Annotated in this window: 15 protein-coding genes and 1 pseudogene; 7 read left to right on the forward strand and 9 right to left on the reverse strand. The window is 40.5% G+C overall.

Translation table 11 applies throughout. From position 1 onward, the window contains the following. Positions 1-407: pseudogene (locus HYG93_RS18490) on the forward strand (IS1595-like element ISAcra1 family transposase); the annotation flags it as partial. Here the strand turns inward: HYG93_RS18490 and HYG93_RS18495 are convergent. The 5 genes from HYG93_RS18495 to HYG93_RS18515 all read right to left on the reverse strand — a co-directional run bounded on the left by HYG93_RS18495 (position 375) and on the right by HYG93_RS18515 (position 3,604). Next, positions 375-596, reverse strand: coding sequence for a hypothetical protein (locus HYG93_RS18495; protein ID WP_178962763.1), 222 nt, complete (start codon positions 594-596; stop codon positions 375-377). The pseudogene HYG93_RS18490 and the gene HYG93_RS18495 overlap by 33 nt on opposite strands. 102 nt (positions 597-698) lie before the next feature. After that, positions 699-1,304 (reverse strand): hypothetical protein, encoded by a 606-nt coding sequence (locus tag HYG93_RS18500; protein ID WP_117007818.1) that lies wholly within the window; start codon positions 1,302-1,304, stop codon positions 699-701. 149 nt (positions 1,305-1,453) lie between these two features. After that, entirely contained in the window at positions 1,454-1,831 is a 378-nt protein-coding gene (locus HYG93_RS18505; RefSeq protein ID WP_106985321.1) for an RcnB family protein, read from the reverse strand. Positions 1,832-2,063: 232 nt separating this feature from the next. Continuing rightward, positions 2,064-2,606 (reverse strand): glutathione peroxidase, encoded by a 543-nt coding sequence (locus tag HYG93_RS18510; RefSeq protein WP_120365045.1) that lies wholly within the window; start codon positions 2,604-2,606, stop codon positions 2,064-2,066. Between the two features lie 233 nt (positions 2,607-2,839). Then, complete coding sequence (locus HYG93_RS18515) at positions 2,840-3,604, reverse strand: helix-turn-helix transcriptional regulator (protein ID WP_106985323.1); 765 nt, start codon at positions 3,602-3,604, stop codon at positions 2,840-2,842. Between the two features lie 110 nt (positions 3,605-3,714). Here HYG93_RS18515 and HYG93_RS18520 point away from each other — a divergent pair, with 110 nt between their 5' ends. Continuing rightward, the gene (locus HYG93_RS18520) at positions 3,715-4,605 is read left to right on the forward strand and encodes a DMT family transporter (RefSeq protein ID WP_117007822.1); all 891 of its coding nucleotides are present in this window, start codon (positions 3,715-3,717) and stop codon (positions 4,603-4,605) included. Between the two features lie 423 nt (positions 4,606-5,028). On the opposite strand, the gene HYG93_RS18525 is transcribed toward HYG93_RS18520, so the two are convergent. The 3 genes from HYG93_RS18525 to HYG93_RS18535 are packed head-to-tail and all read right to left on the reverse strand — an operon-like array spanning position 5,029 to position 7,944. Beyond that, a complete protein-coding gene (locus HYG93_RS18525; RefSeq protein WP_106985325.1) occupies positions 5,029-5,598 on the reverse strand; it encodes an L-threonylcarbamoyladenylate synthase in 570 nt (189 codons plus the stop codon). 42 nt (positions 5,599-5,640) lie between these two features. After that, positions 5,641-6,771: a DNA-processing protein DprA gene (gene dprA / locus HYG93_RS18530; RefSeq protein ID WP_106985326.1), complete on the reverse strand. Its 1,131-nt coding sequence runs from the start codon at positions 6,769-6,771 to the stop codon at positions 5,641-5,643. Positions 6,772-6,789: 18 nt separating this feature from the next. Then, positions 6,790-7,944, reverse strand: a complete 1,155-nt coding sequence (locus HYG93_RS18535; RefSeq protein WP_106985327.1) for a LysM peptidoglycan-binding domain-containing protein — start codon at positions 7,942-7,944, stop codon at positions 6,790-6,792. 119 nt (positions 7,945-8,063) lie between these two features. Between HYG93_RS18535 and def the strand changes: the two genes are divergently transcribed. The 4 genes from def (at position 8,064) to HYG93_RS18555 (ending at position 12,618) form a co-directional block, all read left to right on the forward strand. Further along, positions 8,064-8,594: a peptide deformylase gene (gene def, locus HYG93_RS18540; RefSeq protein WP_106985328.1), complete on the forward strand. Its 531-nt coding sequence runs from the start codon at positions 8,064-8,066 to the stop codon at positions 8,592-8,594. Positions 8,595-8,683: 89 nt separating this feature from the next. Further along, positions 8,684-9,109 carry a DUF2946 family protein gene (locus tag HYG93_RS18545; protein ID WP_106985329.1) on the forward strand — a complete coding sequence of 142 codons (426 nt, stop codon included), beginning with the start codon at positions 8,684-8,686 and terminating at the stop codon, positions 9,107-9,109. Between the two features lie 74 nt (positions 9,110-9,183). Next, on the forward strand, positions 9,184-11,286 hold the full coding sequence (locus tag HYG93_RS18550) for a TonB-dependent copper receptor (RefSeq protein ID WP_106985330.1): 2,103 nt from the start codon (positions 9,184-9,186) through the stop codon (positions 11,284-11,286). A gap of 132 nt (positions 11,287-11,418) precedes the next feature. Continuing rightward, positions 11,419-12,618 (forward strand): hypothetical protein, encoded by a 1,200-nt coding sequence (locus HYG93_RS18555; RefSeq protein WP_120365044.1) that lies wholly within the window; start codon positions 11,419-11,421, stop codon positions 12,616-12,618. Positions 12,619-12,663: 45 nt separating this feature from the next. Here HYG93_RS18555 and HYG93_RS18560 read toward each other — a convergent pair whose 3' ends face one another. Then, on the reverse strand, positions 12,664-13,869 hold the full coding sequence (locus HYG93_RS18560; RefSeq protein WP_120365043.1) for an oxygenase MpaB family protein: 1,206 nt from the start codon (positions 13,867-13,869) through the stop codon (positions 12,664-12,666). A 96-nt stretch (positions 13,870-13,965) separates the two neighbouring features. Here HYG93_RS18560 and HYG93_RS18565 point away from each other — a divergent pair, with 96 nt between their 5' ends. Continuing rightward, positions 13,966-14,577 (forward strand): TetR/AcrR family transcriptional regulator, encoded by a 612-nt coding sequence (locus HYG93_RS18565; RefSeq protein ID WP_106985340.1) that lies wholly within the window; start codon positions 13,966-13,968, stop codon positions 14,575-14,577. Positions 14,578-14,897: the final 320 nt, after the last annotated feature.

The raw sequence follows: 14,897 nt of genomic DNA on the forward strand, positions 1-14,897 counted from the left end.
GTGGTCGTGGGACTCTAAAACAGCCAGTATTTGGAATATTCGAACGTAATGGGCGCGTCTATACTGAAATCGTACCTGACTGTAAAATGAAGACTTTACAAGAGGTTATCATTGGTAAAGTTTCACTTGAGAGTGTGATTTATAGTGATGGATGGCGTGGCTATAATGGTCTTGTTGATGTGGGTTATTCAAAGCACTTTAGGGTAAATCACGGAGCAAATGAGTTTGCTAGAGGAGAATGTCATATAAATGGAATAGAATCATTTTGGAGCTTTTGTAAAAGAAGGCTAGCAAAGTTTAACGGCATATCAAAAGAGTACTTTGATTATCATCTTAAAGAAACTGAATGGCGTTGGATGAGGGAACCTAATGAGTTAGCAACTGAGCTGTGGAACCTCATTAGGTAAAATTAAGTGTAAATCTGCTAGTCTAGAGCCTACATAATTGAATTCTTGATGTTGCGCAGCTGTAGCTGGGCCTAAGTTGGCATTAGCCTTGGGGAAATGATCAATATGGTGTGCAGTAAATAGAAAAGGGTCTTTTAAATCTAGACGAAAAGTAATGGGGCTAAGGGCATAAATGACCGCGTCAGACATGGCTACATTCTCTCTATTATTATTGCTAATCTCTTTAATGTAAGAGTGAATGTGGCACAAATCTGTAGCGGAACTGTATAAATTCAGGCCATTTTAGATAGATTAAGAGGTGCTGTCTGAATCTTGGTTTTGATCTTTGGGTTGTTGAATCAGCATAGCGGCTAATTTCAGCATCTCGCCTTGAATATTCCCCATTTGTTGTTCAATTTTTTTAAAGTCGACTTGGCTTAAATCGACTTGGCCATTCAGAAAAGGTGAATTGAGTACCTGTTGATTGGCGTCCAAAATATTTTGGCGGATGTCAGTGATTTCTTGTGACTTGAGCTGGACTTTATTGAGGGCTAGATCAAAGGCTTTTAATTGTTGTTGGAGCTGTGTGGCAGCGTGTTGTAATTGAACATGATCTTGTTGATCTACTGCTTTTTGTAGCTCGCTTTGAGTTTGCTGCAATTGTTGGGTGTAGTCATTGGTGCTGAGCTGTAAATCAGTGACATCACGCATGATATAAAATAAATTGCCTTGCTTTAGATCTGAGCGCGTCGCATCTTGTTGCTCAGACATCGGCTGTATTTCATCCGCAGTATGCGCAAGCTCAGATGTACTTTCACTGCTGGAAGGATCTCGGCCTGATTGATCACAGCCCAGTAAAACCAAACCAGTGGCAAAAATAGTGAATGGGAGAACAGCACCCTGTAGAAACTTTTTCATTACAGCTAAATCTATCTATTTATTTAATTTCTAATATGCAGTCAAAATATGTAAACAAAATAGAGAGACACAAAGTCATAACAAAAAAATGAATGAAATAGATAAAACAAAAAAGAGCGCCGAAGCGCTCTTATATGACTTAGAATGAATTAGCCAGCAATAATTTTAATAATGCTGTGGCTGATGATATTAGTTAACACATAATCGCCATTTACTTTAATCCATTGTTGATTTTTACCTGGTTTACTCAATTTTTTGTATTTGCTGTGATCGACTTTGTAACTGTTGCCACGGTATTGGCTTGGTACTTTTTGTCCTGCACGCCAGTCATGAGCTGGTTTAACCGATTTTTTATGCTGCTGCGCTTGAGGTTTAGCAGGCATTTTATTTTTTTGCACTTGATGCTGTGCAGGGGCCTTTTGATTATGTTCAATTTGAGGCTGATTGTTTTGAGGTGCAGCCATTGCAGGTGCAGCGACTAAAGCTGTTGAAATTGACAGTACAATTGCTTTCATTAATGTATTCATATTTTCACCTGTTATTTGCTACAAGCATTTGTGGATAGCTTCATCATAGAGTTGATTAACAGATAAAAATTGAATGTATTGTTGTAGATCAATTAAAATAATGGATTAACTATGTGTTTTATCTTCATTTGATAATATTTTTTATTTATTTGGTTATGTTTTTTAATAAAGCCTTATTAGAGTCTTAAATTGATAACTCGAATAAGGCGTTAATGGTGTTGCTACAATAAGCTTATTTTGCCAATTCAGCATTAATGGCATCCACAATACGTGGGTCATCAGCCGTAATATCAGGTGCAAAGCGCGCCACAACTTCACCTTGTTTATTCACAAGGAATTTTTCAAAGTTCCATAGAACTTCAGGTGGCTCATTTGGTGTAAGGCCATAATCCACGAGATCTTTCCACCAAGGCCCTTCACCAATACGTGTTGGAATGGCTTGGGTGAGGGTTTGGTAAAGTGGATGTTTATCTGCACCAGCCACTGAAATTTTAGAAAATAATGGGAAATCTACTTGATAATTGAGTGAGCAGAACTGCTGAATTTCCTCATCTGTACCCGGTTCTTGCGCTAAGAAGTTATTTGCAGGGAAGCCTAAAATTTCTAAACCTTCAGCTTTTTTCGCAGAATAGAGTTTTTCTAAGCTTTCATATTGTGGTGTTAAACCACATTTTGAAGCGACGTTGACTAACAATAAAACTTTGCCAGCATATTGATTTAATGTGGTTTCTTGTCCATCAATACGGTTGACTGAAATGTCATATACAGAAGCCATGTAAATTTCCTATTTACTTATAAATGTATCTTCACTGTTTTAGCGGTAAAACGTTTACGGGGCAAGCGCTGTATTGCTTACTTTGGCTGGTATTTGTCGTTTTCTTTGTATCAATTCAGCATAAGTAATTCAGAATTTCTGCATCAAGCATAAGCTCAGCATTCCGCAGTAGATGAGACGATTCAATTTAAAAGACCTATTAAGAGAGCAAACTATGAGCTTGCGACTTCCTTTTAATCTCTTAATTGTGTTGGGGTTTTACCTGTATAGCGTTTAAAAAATTCGATAAAACTGGAACTATGTTGATAACCGAGAGCAAAACTCAGAGCTTTAATGGATACGCCATGTTTAAGCTGCTGAATGGCATATAACAGTTTTGCACGATTTCGCCATTCACTTAGCCCCATGTGTAATTCATTTTGACTGAGGCGCAGTAATTGCCGTTCACTCAGCTGCGTGGTGGTTAGGCATTGTTGTAAGCTCAGTGGAAAATATTCAGGTGCACTCAGGTGTTGTAAGAGCGGTTGCAAAATAGGGTGATGGCTTTGTGGTAAATAGTGCTGATGTTTGGGTGCTATTTGGAGTTGATCGTAGATTACCCAAAGCAAATGGCGATATACCTTTAAGCTGGCATGATCTTTTGCCTTTAAAGTTTCTTCCACTAAGGCCCTAAAAAACGGGCTTACACTTAAGATTTCAGTATGGGCTGAAATATTGCGACCGAGTTCGGGTGCCAGTCGAATAGCAACATAATGAATGGGTTGTTCATCTATCGCATGTGAATTGTGTTCTGTATACGGGGGAATCCATAAACCATAGCTCGGTGGTGCAAGATGGAGTTGACCTTCGACTTCATATTCAAATAGTCCATTTAAGCAAAAATTAAAATCTCCCCATAAACAGCTATGCGAATAGACCTGATCGTTAGGGCTGTAGCAAGCCGTAAAAATTTCAATGGCTTGTTCAATACATTGGGGGGGATCTACTAAATTTGGCATGTCTGGCTTCAATCGATGTCGGGAGACCAATATCAATGTCTGAAATAAGATATTTAAATTAAAACAGACAGCGTACAGAATATAGACTTTATTAAAATAGAGATAGCATCATGCGAATAGGCAATCCAAGGTTTGCATTTATTTTGCCTTTGATCGCAGTGTTGATTTGGTCGCTCAACATTGTTGTTACTCGCTATGTGGTTGATTTTATTTCTCCCTTAAGTATTAGTTTTTATCGTTGGTTGTTGGCGTTTATTGTGTTAACACCCTTTATGATTTTGCCTGTTTGGCGCCATCGCATACAGCTTTTGCAACTTTGGCCAAAGCTGGCTTTATTGTCTGCATTTGGCATGGTGTTGTATCAGGGCTTGGCGTATAGCGCTGCGCACTATACAACGGCCACCAATATGGGCTTAATTAATGCATTTACACCTGTTTTTACCATTGTGATTGCCATTTTTATTTTAAAAGAATATCCGAGCCCTTTAACTGTATTGGGCTGTGGAATTTCCTTCATGGGGTTGGTGTTGGTGATCACTCAGGGAGAGTTTGCGCGCCTCATTGATTTTGGCCAATATTTTGGTGATTTATTAATGGTGTTGGCTGTCTTTTTATATGCTTTTTATGGGGTATTTCTTAAAAAGTGGCATATTTCACTTCCAGTAATGGTGAGTTTATACATCCAAATTCTTTTTGCATTGATTTATCATCTGCCCTTTGTGTATTGGCAAGGCTTAGATGCGCTAAATGCAAACAATACTGCTTCAGTTTTATACGCAGGTATTTTTCCTTCTATTTTTGCCACCTTACTTTGGATGATGGCGGTACAACGTTTAGGGCCAAACAGCACCAGTATTTTTATGAACTTCATGCCTGTCTTTACTGCGTTGATTGCGTATTTTTGGTTGGGGGAGCAATGGGGGATATATCATACAGTCGGTACTGCTCTGACCATTTTGGGGGTATTACTGGCGCAAAATAGTCGGCTGTGGCGTAGTTAAGTGGATTTTTATGTTTGCTCAAATGAACTAGTTGGTTAAAAAAAGAACAAATAAACTGACTTTTTTTTGATTGGATAATGCACTTATATGTGTAAAATTAAGTGTAAAAAATGATTAAATTGATGATTATTTCAATTAAAACACAATCAAAAATAGTGAGATAGTTTTACTAATGGTATGTTTTTTATTAACTAATGATACTTTTTATATTTTTTGTAATAGAAAAAACCTATTTGTTTGGCTGGTGTGTTTGCGACATAATGCCTGCATAGAAAGTCATCAAGCATTGAATTGATTGGTTTTCCCAGAGATTTACGAACCCTCTGGATGTGGTTTACACATCCTTTTTTATGCTCAGTCATCCCTATATGACTGAGCTTTTTTTATCTGAAATTTACTGAGTCCTTACAAGAGAACTCAATATTATGCGCGGATGATTTCACCTGTTTGCGCATCAATAATTTTACTTGGTTCACGACTTAAGCCTAAATCACCATTTAAATAATTGGGTGATTGCTGGAAATATGCTGTAGCTTCTTGTAATGAACGAGCAGGGCTTAAACCCGCAGGGTTAGCACTGGTTGAAACAATAAAACCATTAAATGCATTGCAAAGGGCAACACACAGTGGATGGGTCGTCACACGGACTGCTACCTTTGGATGGTCGCCTTTAATCCAGTGTGGAATGTGTTCACCCGCAGGGAGTAACCACGTGGTAGCACGCTCAGTAGGTGCGCGATTACTCCATGAATCAATTACTTGTGTGCGCATTTCAGGAGAGAGAGCCTCTAATAAATGCGCAACTTGATTGACATTTGATGCCAGTAAAATGACACCTTTTTCAATTGGACGTTGTTTTAAACGTAAAATTTCATGAAATGCTGCTTCATTAAAGGGGTCGCAACCTAGGCCCCACACAGCCTCTGTAGGATATGCCAGAACGAGTCCTTGTTTAAGACATGACGCTGCTTCGGCAACAGAGGTAGTAATCATCTGATAAACACCTTTTTAACATGCAAAAGGCTATTGTGAACCTTATTTGCCAGAACGACAACGTAGATAGCGTCCCGCTTGCTGTAAAGCGAAGCCTTGCAGTTCGAGTTCCATCAGTTGTGCTGTGAGCTGTGCGGTATCTTGTTTGAGTATGATTGCTAGTTGGTCAAGGTCTTGACCGACCCAATCTAGTTGATTGTAAATTGGGAGTAAATGCTCAGGAATAGACGGAGCTTGAGACTGTTGTTGTGCGACCAATTGATGATGTTGCCACTGCGTAGGAAGGGCTAAATCTTCAATCACTTGCTGTGGATGGTCTACTAAAATTGCACCTTCCCGAATCAGTTGATGGCAACCTTGGTGGAATTCACTATAAATATGGCCTGGAATAGCAAAAACCAACTTGCCTTGCTCCGCAGCTAATTTTGCCGTAATTAATGACCCACTTTGTTGGGCAGCTTCTGCCACAATTACGCCTAAACTGAGTGCACTGACAATACGGTTTCGCCGTGGAAAATGATGCTGTAGTGGAGGTGTTTGGGGTAAGAACTCTGTAATCACCGCACCACCGTGCTGAATAATGTCTTGTTTTAGGCTTTGGTGTGAAGTTGGGTAGGTTTGATCTAGGCCTGTGCCCATCACAGCGATAGTACGTTGATGTTGTAATCCACCGCGGTGTGCTGCTTCATCAATGCCTTGCGCTAAACCACTATTAATAAAGAAGCCTTGTTCACTTAAATAAAAGGCAAAATCATAGGCAACTTGTCGACCATGCGGGCTGGGTTTACGGCTGCCGACAATGGCAACTTGGGGTTGTAGGAGGGCTTGTGGATTACCCTGACCAAAAAGAACTGGCGGTTTATCGGTATAAGGTAAAAGTTGTTGTGGATAATGCAGGTCGTCTATGCAAACGACAAAATCGCTATGTTGTTGAATTTGGGTGAGGCAGTGTTGAAACTTTTGCTGGCCTTCTGTGAGCTGAAATTCTTTGAGCCGTTGGATATGATTTTTATGTAGGCCTAGGCGTTGCCACTCTGTTACTTCTGAAGCTTGGAAGGCGTGTTTGAGTGTGGGATAGTTCTCGTGAATTTTATAGAAACTGGACAATGAATGCTGAACTAAATACCACAAGGTAATAATGTCAATCTGCGCTTGTGATAGCGGATTCAGCATACGGTGTCCTAGTGTGAATTAATCATCCATTAAAGGTGGTTGGATGCTTGCACCCACTTTAATTGGCAGTTCGCTTTCTAATACATAAGCATAGCTGAGGTTGTCAAAAGTTTTGAACACCATGATTTGTCCGACACGTTGATCTGGCAGTTGAATGCGTTCACGTGTTTTCGGATCATTTACGATATCGCCTTTGTCTTCTACACTGAATACATAGCCAGCTTGTACCCCTTGTGAAGAACCACGATCGATAGTTACAACACTATGAATCGCCGCAGTACCAATTGAACCGAGCACACGAACAATTGAACCACCTGAGGTTACATTATTTGCATGTGTTGGATAGAAAACAGTTGGAAGCATTGGGTCATATTCTGGCAATACACGGTCGCCACGTCGAACTTCTCCTGTATAGGTATCGGTCAGTTCTAGTGTGGTAATGTCATTTTCACCACGAACAGCAATACCTGAAGCAACTTGGTTGATTTCTAGGCCAGCTGTGTATTTTTTACCTTGGTTGTCGGTTAAGACGTATGGTTGACCTTCACGGTATATCGCATAGCGTTGACCTACTTCTAAGCCATGCCCTCGGGCATAAACCGTTTGACCAGCAGCTGCAAGCACACGGTGATCGGCAGCACCGACAATATATGGAGTTTGTTCAAGTGATTCAGGGTTAATGATGCTACTGCGTTCTAACCATTGCTTAATATGTTCCAATGGAATGACAGGAATAGCATTACTTAAAGATTCAACCCGAACCTGAGGCTGTAGTTTTGTACCACCAGTATAACGACGAATAATGCCTTCACAGCCATCACCTTCATCTTTACCAATAATCGGTTTACCATTATAGGTACACATCAGTAGGCGGTCGCCTGGGAAAATCCAGTGTGGATTTTTAACATGCTTGTTGCTTGCCCAGATTTCAGGCCAACGTACTGGGTTTTTTAAGAATTTTTTTGAAATATCCCATAGCGTATCGCCTTTTTTCACCACATAAACATGTGGAGCGCTGGCTTTAAGAGAGGGTGGATTGACATTGCGAGCAGGTGCAGCCTCAACAGTACTGATTGCACCTAAACCTACACCCGCGCAGATTGCGAGAGCAAGCATTTGTTTTTTAAACCCCAAGGCACTAAAAAGTGGCATGCCTTTCAAAACCTTTTTCATTATCATAATTCCTAAAATTATGTATGTAGTTGCGTTATAATAACGATCTTACACACATTTTTTTGATGAAGCATTCCTTCATTTGGTTTTTTGATCAGTGGCATAATTGAGGACGCAGTATGGCCTTATTACCTATTTTAAGTTTCCCGGATCCCCGTCTTCGTACCATTGCAAAACCTGTAGAAGAGGTGACTGATACTATTCGTCAGCTCGCTGCAGATATGTTTGAAACCATGTATGAAGCGCCAGGCATCGGTTTAGCTGCGACACAAGTCGATCAGCATATTCAATTGATCGTCATGGATCTATCTGAACATAAAGATCAACCTATGGTGTTCATTAACCCCAAAATCACACCATTAACTGAAGAAACGCAGCCTTATGAAGAAGGCTGTCTGTCAGTGCCTCAAATATACGATAAAGTTGAGCGTCCGTCACGTGTAAAAATTGATGCAATTAACCTTGAAGGTCAAGCATTTGAAATAGAAGCTGATGGACTTCTCGCTGTTTGTATTCAGCATGAAATGGATCACTTAAATGGCAAGCTATTTGTCGACCATTTGTCGCCATTAAAGCGTCAACGGGCACGTGAAAAAGTGGAAAAGTTAATACGCCAACGCAATCGCGAAAAACAGCCCGTAAAGCGCTAATTGGCTTTTGCGGTTTAAGCGTGATGAACATAGCCCAATTTCGATTGGGTTTTGTTATACTCAGCAACGACAAATTTTAGGGTTTGCCATTGTTTTTGCGTAGTGGGTTGCTACTTTCCTTTGTAGCCGTTTTTTTACAGATTGCTGTATTCTTACAGCCTTTGCTTCCGCAGCAATATCAAATTGCGCCGGTCTGTGAAACCATCACGCGTGCACTTTTGTCTCATTCCACTCCTGAATCATCTCATTTAGCACATGGTGCACATCATGCAATGCATGAGCAGTCTGTGCAAAATGCAATGAGCCATGCACATGATCATGATGCTGGCCATCAGTGTCAGTACTGCACGGTCTATGGCAACTTGGTGTTACCGCCTGATCTAGACATTCAAGAAGTCTTAGATCGTGTTCAGGTACGTTTAGTTGCCTTTGTGCGCAGTTTTAGTCATGTCTGGTTTGCGCTACAGCGCCTATTTTTACTCCCTCAGGGGCGAGCCCCGCCACTTTTTGCATAAATCAACGTTTTGAAATTTAAGGGTCTTGACTGGCTCCAGACCTGTTGTATTTATGTTTTAAGTGAGATTTTAAAATGGCTCAGCCTCAATTTTATTTACAGCCTTTAGCCGCTGCGATTGCTGTTGCATGTTCAACTATGACTTGGGCAAATGTGACCGAAGATGCGATGCCACCACAAACGGCAGTGCAAAGTTTAGCGCCTATTGTAGTGACTGCTGCTGGTGGTAATGATGCCAATGGTTTGATCGTCCGTGCAGATCCTAAACAGCCGATTCAACCAATTCCAGCTTCAGATGGTGCAGACTATTTACAGAGTATTGTTGGATTTAGCGCAGTTAAAAATGGCGGTACCAATAGTGATGTCACGTTCCGTGGCATGTTTGGTTCACGGATTAAAATTTTAACTGATGGCACGGAAAACTTAGGCGCGTGCCCATATCGAATGGATGCGCCGACGTCTTATATTTCACCAGAAAGTTATGATCGTATTTCAGTGATTAAAGGCCCGCAAACTGTGCAGTATGCCAATACAGGTTCAGCTGCTACGGTTATTTTCGAGCGTCGCCCAGAGCAGCTTGATGCTGAAAAAAATTACCGCGGTCAAGCCAGTGTGCTGATGGGGTCTTTTGGGCGCTTAGATCATAATGTTGAAGCAGCAATTGGGGACGAAAAAAAATATGTGCGCTTAAATGCCAATCGTTCCGTGTCTGATAGCTATAAAGATGGCAATGGTGCGAAAGTCCCTTCAGATTGGGAGCGTTGGAATGCTGATTTGGCGTTGGGCTGGACGCCTGATGAGAATACTTGGGTGGAATTGACTGGAGGTAAGGCTGACGGTGAAGCGGTCTATGCAGGTCGCTCAATGGATGGATCTCAGTTTGCCCGCGAAAGTCTAGGCTTACGTGTAGAAAAGAAAAATGTCACAGATGTGATCAAAAAAATTGAAGCACAAGTGAACTATAGTTTTAATGACCACATCATGGACAACTTTAGTTTACGTACACCGCCTATGGAACATGATATGACGACCCATGTCATGGTGCCGAATCCATCTTCAATGCAAGTGACACGCCGTACTTTAAATGCACGTATGGCTGTTACGCATGAATGGGATAAGTTGCAGTTCATTTCTGGTTTTGATATGCAGCAAAATAAACATGCAGGCGGTATGGTCTCTAACAGCATGAATATGCCAGTAACTGAAGATATGAAATTTCAGTCTTATGGTGGATTTGGTGAGATCAGTTATCCACTGAGTGAAAACAATAAACTGGTATCAGGACTACGTTTAGATCAGGTAAAAGTCACAGACGAGCGTGCAGCTTCTGCCAACGCTGGACTGAATACAGAACTCTCTGACACCTTGCCAAGCGCATTTATCCGTTTTGAAAACAAACACCCAGATCATGATGATGGTAAAACCTATATTGGTTTAGGCTATGTTGAACGTATGCCTGATTATTGGGAGCTTTTTAGCCCGAAACATGGCAATGCAGGTACAGCAAATACCTTTAATGGCGTGAAGACTGAAAAGACTTTGCAATTGGATGCGGGCTATCAGCATGCGCATGGTGCATTCAGTTCTTGGGTTTCTGCTTATGCAGGCCTGATTAATGATTATATTTTAATGAGCTATCATGATCATTCATCTTCAATGCCAGGCATGAATCACGGTACAGCAAGTAAAACTGCGGGTGCTAAAAATGTCGATGCAACCATTGCAGGCGCAGAAGCAGGGATTGGCTACCAATTTACCGATGCGATTCAGGCAGATATCAGCGCGATGTATGCATGGGGTAAAAACACCACGGATGGAAAACCATTGCCACAGATTGCACCATTGGAAGCACGCGTGAATCTACGTTATGTACAAGAAAAATATACTCTTGGTGCATTATGGCGTGTAGTGAATAGTCAGAACCGTATTAGCCAAGATCAAGGTAATATTGTGGGCTACGACATGCATCAAAGTGCAGGCTTTGGCACATTGGCTTTAAATGGCACCTACCATGTGAAAGAGGGTGTCGATTTGTCTTTGGGTGTCGATAACGTGTTGGATAAAACCTATAAAGAGCACTTGAATAAATCGGGCAGTGCAGGCTTTGGTTTTGCTGAAGAAGAACAGTTTAACAATACAGGCCGGAATTATTGGGCGCGTGTTAGCATGAAATTTTAAGCTTTAATTCTTTCAAAAAAAGCCATTGTTTTCGAACAGTGGCTTTTTTTATGTTGCACGTTTTTAATACAATATGCTGAGGCTGAAAACTAAATAAATACAGATAGATCACTCATATTATTGGATCAATGCATGCTGACAGAAGAATTTAAACAAAAAACACTCGAAGATTTAGAAAAACAGAAATACAGCGCATTTGAAGCTGAAGAGTTGGATGAGACATTTAAAGCAGAAGTCAGGGCATGGTTAAAGACCGAAGGAATTTATCATTTTGATTTTTACCGTCATCGCCGTAATACAACCCGCTATTTTATCGCGTTTCAAGAAGCTGAAATTGCTGAAAAAAGATTCCGTATTTATAGCGAAAATCAAAATTTTGTCGGGAAATTTTTACCATTTGCCTGTGCTCTGATGATTCTGCTATTGACGGTTGTCTTTATGCAGTACGGCTTTAGCAGTCTGCCAGAACGGGGTGTAATTCGAAGCTTAATGAATGCCTCGGTGGTCATTTTGATTCCATTTTTTATCGGTATGCTTTTTGAGTATTTGGCTTCAGTGGGTGAGCCTAATTTGTCTTTTTGGCGTGCCAGTAAGGAGGCTGTAGTTGGTTGTTTGCTTATTTTGGTGGTCAGTATTTTAGTCTTGCGTGAAGGCGTAATTTGTTTGGTGATGCTGGGGCCATTGGCTTTTGCTGCGCTTTTTGCAGGCAGCGGGGTCATGCAGCTGATCTGTGTTTATTTTTGGCAGCCGACAAATAAAATCTATTCATTGTCTATCTTGCCCTTATTACTGTGTTTGTTTTTGCCAGATTTTTCTAAAGATTATTATGGGCAAACCCAGCGTGAAATGATTATTCATGCACCGCAAGAGCAAGTATTTAAAGCCATTAATCAGATCGGGCCCATTCAGGCCAATGAAGTGCCCAACAGTTTCATTTTCAAAATGGGTTTTCCAAAACCAATCTTTGGCATGACTGAACAGCGTGCAGAAGGTATGGTTCGAACCATTCAATGGGAGCGCGGGGTGAAGTTTGAGGAGCGCGTACAAGCGATGCATGCGCCGTATCTGCTGAGCTGGGATTATCACTTCACACCGCACTCATTTCCCAAAGGCTCTATGGATGATCATGTAGAAGTGGGCGGTCAATATTTTGATTTGCTTAAAACAGACTATCAGTTAGAAAAAATTGATGCGCAAACCACTAAACTGGTGCTGACCATCGATTATCGCGTATCTACGGAATTTAACTGGTACAGCAAATTGTGGGTCAATTATGTTTTGGGTGAATTCAGTGATGTGGTTATGAACATTCATAAAAACCGTTTGGAATAATTTGGAATAAAAGGTGAGGCGGTCGGCCTCACAGATCGATGTCTTTTAAGTGTGCATGCTGGCCAATTGTTTGGCTTTGCTTTGATATAAAGCCAAACCTAGTTTTTGTATATTCCGGCCTTTGCGCTGTAAAAAATGCTCCAATGCAGGAATATAACGCGCGCCACTATAAAGTGTCAGATTGCGCGCAATTAAATAATAAGCAAACCATGATGCGGATTGCGGTTTTAATCCCAAGCGCTGCATGCGTTTTTTACCAATAAAATATTGAGTCAGCTCAAGGTGCTGTCTATATGCTAACTTTTGCTGAAAAGGCCGTAAATAACGGTACTGACGTTCAAAAGGCTCGTTGGATAGACTTGAGCCGAGGGCATGGCTACTTTGATCTGATTTTGGATGTGCAAATTGCATCCAATATAAAAACCGCCATCCCTCAGGCTCACTCTCCACCAGCCACTGTTCTTCAACGCCCATTAACCAGCCGATATAACGCCAAAAGTGTAGGAAATTTTCAATCTCTTGCTGGCTTGGGAAAATTCCTAAAGCGCGAATACCAATTAAAACTACACTGCTAAAAGCCAAATTGGTCATGGCCAAATCAAATTGATTAATCGGCAATCCCCAGGTTTCACTATCCCATTCCTTTTTCTGTTTTAAATGAAAGCGTACAAGGCTATGAATAAAGCGCACGTAAAGGGTTGAAGTAAAGCCAGCATGAAAGCGCATTAAGCCTGTGGCTTCTGTAATGTCCATCCACCATTTAGTGGTTTCAGCCAAACGTGTGCCTGCTTGTTTATTTAAAGTGCCAGTGAACATGAGCGGTTGGTTAAAGCCAGGATATAAATAGCCCGCCATGAGGGATAAATCACGTAATACAAAGCCGTTATTAATCCCAAGACGATGGGTAAATTCCACAGCGTGGTTTAAGCGTTGCTCATCCACCCAAAGTGGCCTATTTTCAATATATTCAAAAAAACAGACCAGTTCAGGTTCAGGAGAGCTTAATGCGCTTAGCCCTTGATATAACGCTTGCTCAAAGCGCTTGCGGTTATGTTTTGGGTTTTGCATGACCCAAGCCACGACAGCATCCATTTGTGTATCGCCAGAAACTAATGCTTTATTGAGCATGAGATATTCGGCATAAGATGGTGCAAGTGGCTTTGTGGAAAAATGACTAAGCACCATACTCAAAAGATTGCTTTGTTGCATGTGTTGGAAGGAATGCAGGCGTTTGGGATTTGATCTGGTCATTGTTTATTGACCTGTGTTGTTGTTTAATCAAACTCTAATATGAATATTTATTCGCATTCAATTCGCATTTTAATTTTGCGTATCATGGGTGAAATAATGAGAAAAAAACCACAACAACAACGTGCCAAAATCATCGTCGATCACATTTTACTTGCTGCGCAGCAATGTATTGCAACACACGGAATACTGCAGCTGACAACACCTAAAATTGCAGAACGCTCAGGGGTGGCAGTTGGATCGATCTATCAGTATTTCGAAAATAAAGAGCAAATTGTAGAAGCCCTACTTTTACAAAAGTCAGAAAATCTAGGTTTAGCCTTCAAACAACTGGTGGTTGAAACAGAAGCACAAAGTATTTATGAAATCATCCCAATTTGTATTCAATTTGGTTTTGACACGTTAAAAGCCGATCAAGGCTTTTTAATTGAAGTCCTTAAACAGTGGCATCACTACAGTCAATCCGAGGCTTCAGCTGTGCTGGAAAAGCATTTCTTTGAAGTGGGGATGTACCTGTTTAATCGCTATTATTCACATTGGAATTTTGAAATTTTAAAAAATAAATCCTTTGTGATTATTAATAGTACGCTTTTTACTATTATGCGCTATGTGAGTAATAATAATTTTCTTATTACAGAACAACAGCTTAAGAAGGAATTAACCCTAATGATACTGGCATACTTAGACGTAGAAAGTAGTAATGCAAAATAATTTAAAATAAATAAACCATACATATCAATTGCTTATGTATTTACAAGTTTAAATACTAATCACTCAAATAAATAATTTTAAAAACATGCTTGCAACGTATGTGAAATGCTGTAGAATGCACATCCATCGGCGGTGATGAAGATTAAAACTTCTGATAAAACAAAGACTTGGTTAAATTGATTAAGTTTGGTTTTATTTGATAAGTTTAAAATAATTTGAATTACTTGTTGACACTAAATAAATTTAGTGTAATATAGCCGACCTAGCTTGCTGGTGACGAACCAGCAAGAAGATCATTAAGAGATTATGAAGAACAACTT

Origin of the sequence: Acinetobacter sp. SwsAc6 (assembly GCF_013391565.1) — a bacterium.
Taxonomy (GTDB): Bacteria; Pseudomonadota; Gammaproteobacteria; order Pseudomonadales; family Moraxellaceae; genus Acinetobacter; species Acinetobacter cumulans.